Here is a 6,881-nt window from a genome sequence, read left to right on the forward strand (position 1 = left end):
GGATATTTATCCCCCATGGCACTGTTAGCGTGATTCGCGGCATTCATTGGGTTTCGGGGTTTTGAGGCGTCAGGTGGATCAAGCACTGCGTCCCGGTGGGGACGGCGAACGGCCGGGTGCCGGACCAGCGACGACCGTGCCCGCGTCACGGGTCGGCACCCTGGGGGAATCGCGGGCAGCGACCGAGCGCGGCCGCCCGGCACCGTCCGGGGCACCGTGCCCGACCTGCGGCACCGCGAGCGACCGGGTGTCCGGCGACTTCGACGGCTACATCGAGGGGTACCAGGTGTGCGTCCTGGAGTGCCCGCGCTGCCTGCTGCGGTTCAGCAGCCGGCTGGATGTACCCGGCGGGCTGTACGACGCCATCTACCGGCACACCGAGATGCTGCCCGGGTACGACCGGTACGCCGGGTACGCCGCCGCGGTGTCCCGCCACCCGCAGCCGCTGGACCTGCTCGCCTCCTGCGAGCTGCCCTACTGGTACGTCCGCGACCACGTCCGTCACCGGCTGCGCGCCGGCGCGACCGTGGTGGACTTCGGCTGCGGTGAGGGGCACCTGACGTACGCGCTGCGTCAGGCGGGCATCACCTGCTACGGCGTCGACATCTCGGGTACCACGATCGAACGCGCCCGGCGGCGCTTCGGCCACGACGACTGGTTCCTGACCAGCGAGGAGTTCGCCGACCGGCGACCGGCGACCGCCGACCTCGTCGTCGCGCTCGAACTGATCGAGCACGTGCCGCAGCCGGCCCGGGTCCTGGCCGGCGCGCTGGAACTGCTCGGCCCGGACGGCTGCGTCCTCGCGACCACGCCGAACCGGGACGCCAGCCCGGCGCACGCGGTGTGGGACACCGACCTCCCGCCGGTGCACCTGCTCTGGTTCGGCGTACGGGCGATGCGGGAGCTGGCGGCCGCCGCGCACTGCGAGGTGACCTTCCCCGCGGTACCGGGCCGGGTGATCGACGCCCTGCGGCCGGCGGTTCAGCGGCGGGGTACCTGGCCCCCGCTGCTGACCGCGTCGGGCGAGCCGTCCCTCGCGGTACGGCGGGCGCGCAGCCTGCCGTGGCGGTTCCGCCGCCGGGCGGCGCGCTCGCTGGCCTGGATGTCGGAGGTGATCGACCGCTCGCCGCTGCGCGAGATTCCGGACGTACGGCGCAGCTACCGGCCGGCCACGCTCGGCGCGTGCTTCACCCCCCGGTCCCGCCGCCCGGCCCCACCGCGGGCACCTCAGCCCGAGGCATGAACCGGCGCACCTACCCGACCCTGCTGTCCGGGCGCTCGGCGACGCTGCTCACCAACGGCGGGCTCCTGGTCACCGGGATCCTGTCCAGCATCCTGGTCTCCCGGGTGCTCGGCCCCAACGGGCGCGGGCACTATGTCACCTGGCAGACCTGGGCCGCGACGATCGGCATCTTCGCGCTGGGCGGCCTGCCGCAGGTGCTCGTGCTCGACGACTGGACTCCCGGGCGACACAAGCCGCGCGAGCTTCTCGCGCCGATGGCGTTGACGGTCGGCGCGGCCCTGGCGGTGCTCGCCGGGCTGTCCGCGTTCCTGCGCCCGGACTGGATCGTGTTCACCGCCGCGATCCTCGTGGTGCTGGCCAACCAGTTCAGCGCGCTGGGCGCCTCCGAGGCGCAGCGGATGGGCCGGATGGGCATCGAGTTCAACCTGGCGCGCATCGTGCCGCAGGCCGCCTCGCTGCTGGCCATGGGTGGGCTGCTCGCCGTGGATTCCGGGGCGTACCCGGCGTGGCTGATGGGCGTCGCGGTCTGCCAGGCCGTCGCCACGGCGCTGTGGCTGTGGTACCGGTGCGACCGGGGCCGCCGACCGTCGGTCTCCGCCCGTCCCACGGTCGCCGACTCGGTACGCCTGGCGCCCGGCAGCTGGGTGACTCTGTTGCAGTACCGGTTCGACCTGCTGGCCGTCACGGCACTGTTCCGCCCCGAGATCGTCGCCTTCTACGCCACCGGCCTGGCCGCCTCCGGCGCTGTGCTCGCCGCCGGCCAGTCGCGCGGCATGCACTGGTTCTCCCGGCAGGGCGGCACGTTCACCGACCGGCACGGCGCGCTGGGCCGGGAGCTGTGGCGCACCGCCGGGATCGCGCTGGCCGTGGCCGCCCCGCTGGCGCTCGGCGGCCGGCTGTGGGTCGCCGGCGCGTACGGCTCGGCGTTCCTGCCGGCGGTACCGATCGTGGCGGTGCTGTGCGGCGTCGGCGTCATCCAGTCCGTCGACTACCTGCTGGCCCACGAGTGCCTGATCGTCGGGCTGGGCAGCCGGGTCCTGTTGTTCCGGTTGCCCAGCGTCGCCGTCGTCGCGGCCGGGTTCGGGCTGGCCTCGGCGCAGCACTGGCCGACCGCCGCGATCGCGGTCGTCCCCGGCGCCGGGTACGCGCTGTCCTCGGCCGTGTTCCTGGTGGCGATCCGGTCGCGGCGGTCGGTCGCGCCCTCGGCGCTGCCGGTACCCGAGCCGGCCGCCGCCGGTGCGGCGCCGTCCCGGTGAGCCGGGTCAGGACAGCGGGCGCCAGAGCTGGGTACTGAGCACCTCGCCGTCGGCGTACTGCGACGTCGGCGCCGGTACCCGGAGCACCTCGACGACCGGTGCGCAGTCGAACGGGGGGCGGGAGATGTCCACCCAGGAGCCGCGGTCCAGCCGGGTGTCCGGGCCGTGTGCCTTGTCGAGGTTCGGTTCTCCGGTCCGCTCCGGAGCCGGCAGGTGCTCGGTGACCAGCACCAGCGGGTACTGGCCGCAACGCTTGAGGATCCTGGTGATCTGGTCGTTGCTCAGGTGCTGGAGAACCTGGCGGACCAGGCAGATGTCGGCCGGCGGCAGCTCGTCGGTTGCCGCGTCGAGCACCGAGAACCGCACGCCCGGCCGGCCGTGCAGGGCGCTGTTGCGCGCGACGAGGTCGGGGACGACGTCGATCCCGTGGTAGCTCTCCAGCGCGTCGGCGAACAGGGACGCGACCCGGAAGTCGCCGCAACCGATGTCCACCGCACTGCGCCCCGCGCTCTGCTCGATGAGCCACCGGACGATGTCCGCGTAGCCCAGGGCGGCGTCGCCGCGCGAGCCCGAGCCGGAGTCGAAGTCGTCCCCGGCGCCCCACTGGCGGGCGGCGTAGACCTCGGAGAACACCTCCTGTGCCGACCGTGAGGAGTTGCGCTGGCGCAGCCGCGCCAGCCGGGCCGCGGAGACCCAGTTCCGGACCGGGGCCGGGGTGCGCTCGGCGACCAGGTGGCGCCACTTTTCATACGACATGGCCGTATCATAGTCAAATAAGCATCAGAACGATTAGTATGTCCGAAATGAACGAGACGAACCCGCCGGCGGGGCGGCGATCGACGTCCGTCATCGTGCACTACGGCGACCTCGAACCGACCGTCCGGCTCGCCAATCACCTGGCGGGCTTCGACACCGACGTGGTGGTGGTGGCGAACGACCGGTCGCCCCGGCCGGAAGCGCTGCACGGTCGGGTGGAGTGGATCGTGCCGGACCGCAACCTCGGGTACGGCGAGGCGTTCATGACCGCCGCCCGCGGCCGCTCGACCGAGGCGCTGGTGTTGCTCAACAACGACATCGCGCTGCCCCGGGAGACCTTCGAGCGGTGCCTGGACGCCCTGCTCGGCGAGCAGGACGTCGGGGTCGTCGGCCCGGTGCTGCGGCGCGAGGACAACTCGCTGCAGTCCGGCGCGGCCCGGCTGACCCGGTGGCGGCGGGTACCCCGGGTGCTGATCGATCCCGGTCCGGTCACGGTCGAGTGCGTCTGGGTGACCGGTGCGGTGATGTTCATCCGCCGCGAGGTCGCGCAGCGGGTCGGCATGGACGGCTCGTTCTTCCTCGGCGCCGAGGACGCCGACCTGTGCATCCGGGCGCGGCGGGCCGGCTGGCGGATCCTGTGCCGCGGCGACGCGGTCGCCATCCACCACGGGTCGCGGGTCATCGGTACGCGCTGGAACTACTACTCCACCCGCAACCGGGTCTGGTACACGCGGTCCTGCTTCGGCCTGCTGCCCGCCGTCCTGAACTGGACGTGCGCGGTGCTGATGCTGCCCCGGGTGGTACTCGCCGATCTGGTCAAACGCAACGACCTGACCGCGTCGCGGCTGTGCGTCCTGGCCCTCGCGCACGCCTGGCGGCGCAAGCCGGCCGCGGCGGAGGGCCCGCTAGCCGGGGAGCCCTTCCCGGACCGGCTGATCGGCTCGAAAGCGCTCCGCGCGTAGCCGGCGACCGGTCTGGGTCGTCGCGCGGTGTCAGACGCGAGCCGGACTGGTCGGCGACTGGTCTGGGTCGTCGCGCGGCGTCGCGACGCCCAACAGGTCGTCGTAGACCGAGGTGAAGCGTCCCAGCGCGACGTCCGAGGAGAAGTGGGCCGTGCAGCGCTCCCGGGCGTGGACACCGAAGCGGCAGCCCGGGTCCGCGAGCACCCGTAGCGTCCGCTCGGCGATGGTGGCCGGTATCCGGTCGGCGGGCAGTTGCGGCACCAGCCACCCGGTCTGCCCGTCCTGTACCGTCTCGACGCTGCCGGCCGTCTCGGTGGACACCACCGGCAGCCCGCAGGCCATCGCCTCCAGGACGGTCATCCCCAGCCCCTCCTCGTGGGAGGTCTGGAGGAAGACCGAGGCGTCCTGGTAGAGCCTGACGAGATCGTCGAGGCCGACGTCGCGGTGGACGACGACCCGGCCGCTCAGCCCGAGGTTCGTCACCAGGTCGCGTACCGGTCGCGGCAGTTCGCCCCGGCCGACCAGCAGCAGATCCGGTACGGCGTCGTTGCGGCGGACCATCTCGGCGTAGGCGCGCACCATCCGGTCGAGGCCCTTGCGCGTGTCGCCCAGCCGGCACACCGACAGCAGGTGGCCGTCGGGCCGCCACGGGTGGTCCGGCGGCGTGAAGAACGAGGTGTCCACGCCCGGTGCCGCCTTGACGACCCGGCCCTGGTTGAGCGAGCGGACCCAGGCGAGCATCGTCGCGTTCTCCACCAGGACGGCGTCGACGCCGGCGAGCGCCCGCCGTTCGGCACGGCTGGTGAGCCTGGTCATGGCGCCGCGCCAGGCCCGGGCCGGCAGCGGCTGCTCGACCAGTTGCGATGCGCGTTCCCAGCAGGCCCGGGTGGCCACCTGCAGGACCACCGGAATGCCGGTTCCGACCACCGCGGACGCCCACGCCGGGCTGCCGGCCACCACCTGGATCAGGTCGTACCCGCGGAGCACGGCGGTCAGCTCGCGGCGCGGGCGGTACCGCATGAATTCCAGCTCGACGGCGTTCGCGCCCCAGTGCTTCGCGGACGGGCCGCCGGCCGGCGTGGCCAGGCTGCCGCGCGGCCACGAACCGGGCGCGACCAGGCGCCGGCTGCTGGGATCCCGGCTGGAGGTCGCGAGGGTGTGCACGTCGACCGAGTAGCCCTCGGCGGCCATCAGCGCGTCGTGCAGCCACCGGCTCACGGTCGCCACTCCGCCGCCCGCGTTCAGCCCGTGACTGACCAGAGCGATCCTCCGGCGCCGCCGAGTTGTCATCGACCCACCGCCCGGGAAGAACACAGCACCTGCTCGAAGATGTTGATCTTTATCGACTGCGCCTGCCACCGCCGGTACGCCTCGCCGGCGGCCAGTCTGGCCCGAAGCCGCGCGTCCGGGGACATCGACACGACCGATCGCAGCGCCGCGGCGAGACCGTCGACGGTCAGGTCCCGGACGACCTGCCCGCCGCCCTTGTCCAGCACGTCGGTCCACGGAGTGGTGTCCGAGCAGATCACCGGGCAGGAAGCGGAGAGGCTCTCGGCGATCGCGTGGCCGAAGTTTTCCCCCAGCGTCGGGAAGACGAAGGCGTCGTAGGCGTGGAAGGTACCGGGAACGGCGGCGGGCGCCAGTTCGCCGCGGTACCGCACCCGGACGGTGGGCGGCAGCAGCGCGATCAGCGCCTCGCAGCGCGCCCAGTACGCGGCGTCCTCCCGTGGTCCGTAGATGTCGAAGTCGATCCGCCCGCCGACGAGCGGCAGGGCCCGCAGAGCCAGTTCCAGGTTCTTCTTCGGGCTGATCCGGCTGATGAAGACGAGCCGGGCCGGACCGGCCTCCGGCTCGGTCGCCGGCATCGGCTCGGCGGGCAGCTGGCTCTGATCCTGATTGATCTCAACGCTTGCCCACGGGAACGCGGACCTGATGTCGGTGGCCTCGTGCCGGGTGGAGGCGTGCCAGACGGTGTCCATGCCGCGCAGGAACGGTCGCCACCACCGCAGGAACAGTCGCTTCTTGCCGGCCTTGAGCGACAGCGCGCCCGCGGACAGTTCGCCGCGCGGTGCGATCAGGACGGTCGCCGCACGGATCAGTCGCAGCCGCGCGGCGAGCACCGGCACCACGGTGAACACCGGCGCCCAGAGGCTGTTGACGTACAACAGGTCGTACTCGTCCCGGCGGAGCGCGCGCCACAGCCGCAACCACTGTCCCGGCCGGCGGGTGTCGAGGTAGAAGATCCGTGAGCGGTACCGGTCGACCCACCGGCCCGAGAGCCCGGGATAGGGCTGCGCGGAGCCGAGGTCCCGGTCCCGCGTGACGAGCAGCAGGTCGACGTGCCCGGGCAGGCTCGCCATTATCGCCGCCAGTGATCTGACCGGTCCGCCGCCGCGGAACCCCGGTTCGAAGCATCCGCACGTGGCGAGCACCCGTACCCGCACCCGGTCGCCCTCCATCCCGGTCGCGGCGAGCGAGCGTGCGCGCGACGTCATCGAAGACCCCTCCCTGCGACGTAGTTCGCGGATATAACGACCTTACGTTCGAATACGTGACTGAAGGCTGAATAGACCTTTTAAGCTCTCAAACCGGCTCAGCCGGCCCTATGCTGGCAAAGGTACCGTAGCCGCTCAGATCGGCCGAAACCGGTAAAAAACCACGGGG

At 72.4% G+C, this 6,881-nt stretch carries 6 protein-coding genes; 3 read left to right on the forward strand and 3 right to left on the reverse strand.

Features of this window, described 5'->3' with window-relative positions; genetic code table 11:
- Positions 1 to 73 precede the first annotated feature (73 nt).
- The gene (locus Raf01_RS45595; RefSeq protein WP_203924410.1) at positions 74 to 1,243 is read left to right on the forward strand and encodes a class I SAM-dependent methyltransferase; all 1,170 of its coding nucleotides are present in this window, start codon (positions 74 to 76) and stop codon (positions 1,241 to 1,243) included.
- Entirely contained in the window at positions 1,183 to 2,499 is a 1,317-nt protein-coding gene (locus Raf01_RS45600) for a lipopolysaccharide biosynthesis protein (RefSeq protein ID WP_203924411.1), read from the forward strand. The genes Raf01_RS45595 and Raf01_RS45600 overlap by 61 nt, the downstream gene beginning before the upstream one ends.
- A gap of 6 nt (positions 2,500 to 2,505) precedes the next feature.
- Here the strand turns inward: Raf01_RS45600 and Raf01_RS45605 are convergent, their stop codons facing one another.
- A complete protein-coding gene (locus Raf01_RS45605; RefSeq protein WP_203924412.1) occupies positions 2,506 to 3,255 on the reverse strand; it encodes a class I SAM-dependent methyltransferase in 750 nt (249 codons plus the stop codon).
- Positions 3,256 to 3,302: 47 nt separating this feature from the next.
- On the opposite strand from Raf01_RS45605, the gene Raf01_RS45610 reads away from it, so the two are divergent.
- Positions 3,303 to 4,217 carry a glycosyltransferase gene (locus Raf01_RS45610; RefSeq protein ID WP_203924413.1) on the forward strand — a complete coding sequence of 305 codons (915 nt, stop codon included), beginning with the start codon at positions 3,303 to 3,305 and terminating at the stop codon, positions 4,215 to 4,217.
- 30 nt (positions 4,218 to 4,247) lie between these two features.
- Here Raf01_RS45610 and Raf01_RS45615 read toward each other — a convergent pair whose 3' ends face one another.
- Entirely contained in the window at positions 4,248 to 5,507 is a 1,260-nt protein-coding gene (locus Raf01_RS45615; RefSeq protein ID WP_203924414.1) for a glycosyltransferase, read from the reverse strand.
- Positions 5,504 to 6,712, reverse strand: coding sequence for a glycosyltransferase family 4 protein (locus Raf01_RS45620; RefSeq protein ID WP_203924415.1), 1,209 nt, complete (start codon positions 6,710 to 6,712; stop codon positions 5,504 to 5,506). The genes Raf01_RS45615 and Raf01_RS45620 overlap by 4 nt, the downstream gene beginning before the upstream one ends.
- Between the last annotated feature and the right edge of the window lie 169 nt (positions 6,713 to 6,881).

This window comes from Rugosimonospora africana (assembly GCF_016862975.1).
GTDB classification, from domain to species: domain Bacteria; phylum Actinomycetota; class Actinomycetes; order Mycobacteriales; family Micromonosporaceae; genus Rugosimonospora; species Rugosimonospora africana.